Below are 505 nucleotides of genomic sequence, written 5' to 3'. Positions count from 1 at the left end.
ACCTTGTGCTTGGCAACAGCCAGAGGCAGCTCTTCCGGGCCGGCCTTCTCGAGCACCACGAAGGACGCACCGATATGCAGCGGAAACAGCACGCCGCCAAAGCCGAACGTGAAGGCCAGCGGCGCCGAACCAATGACGCGGTCTTCCGGGCTGGCACGCAGCACGTTGCGTGCAAAGCCGTCGCACACCGCAAGCATGTCGCGGTGGAAATGCATGGTGCCCTTCGGGTCGCCCGTCGTGCCCGACGTGAAGGCGATCAGGCAGATATCATCCGAGGCCGTATCGACGGCGGTGAATTCCGGGCTGGCCTCGGCGATCATCTTGTCGAGTTCGGCTTCGCCGGTGCCCCAATAGACCACGCGCTTGAGTTCAGGCGAAACCGCCTTGGCCTTCTCCATTTCGTCGGACAGCTTGCTGTCACAAAGTGCCAGCGAGATCTTCGCCTTCTGCAGCGGATAGGACAGTTCCTTGGCGCGCAGCAGCGGCATGGTCGATACGCAAACGC

1 protein-coding gene is annotated in these 505 nt (G+C 62.6%); it reads right to left on the bottom strand.

Annotated features, from left to right (window positions below; genetic code table 11):
• On the bottom strand, positions 1 to 488 hold a 488-nt coding region (locus tag AC1DU6_RS36000; protein ID WP_477863474.1), incomplete at its 3' end, for an AMP-binding protein.
• Positions 489 to 505: the final 17 nt, after the last annotated feature.

The organism is Roseateles sp. P5_B10, assembly GCF_056400485.1.
The sequence above is the reverse complement of the archived record's forward strand: the minus strand, read 5'-3'. Positions and strand labels throughout refer to the sequence as shown.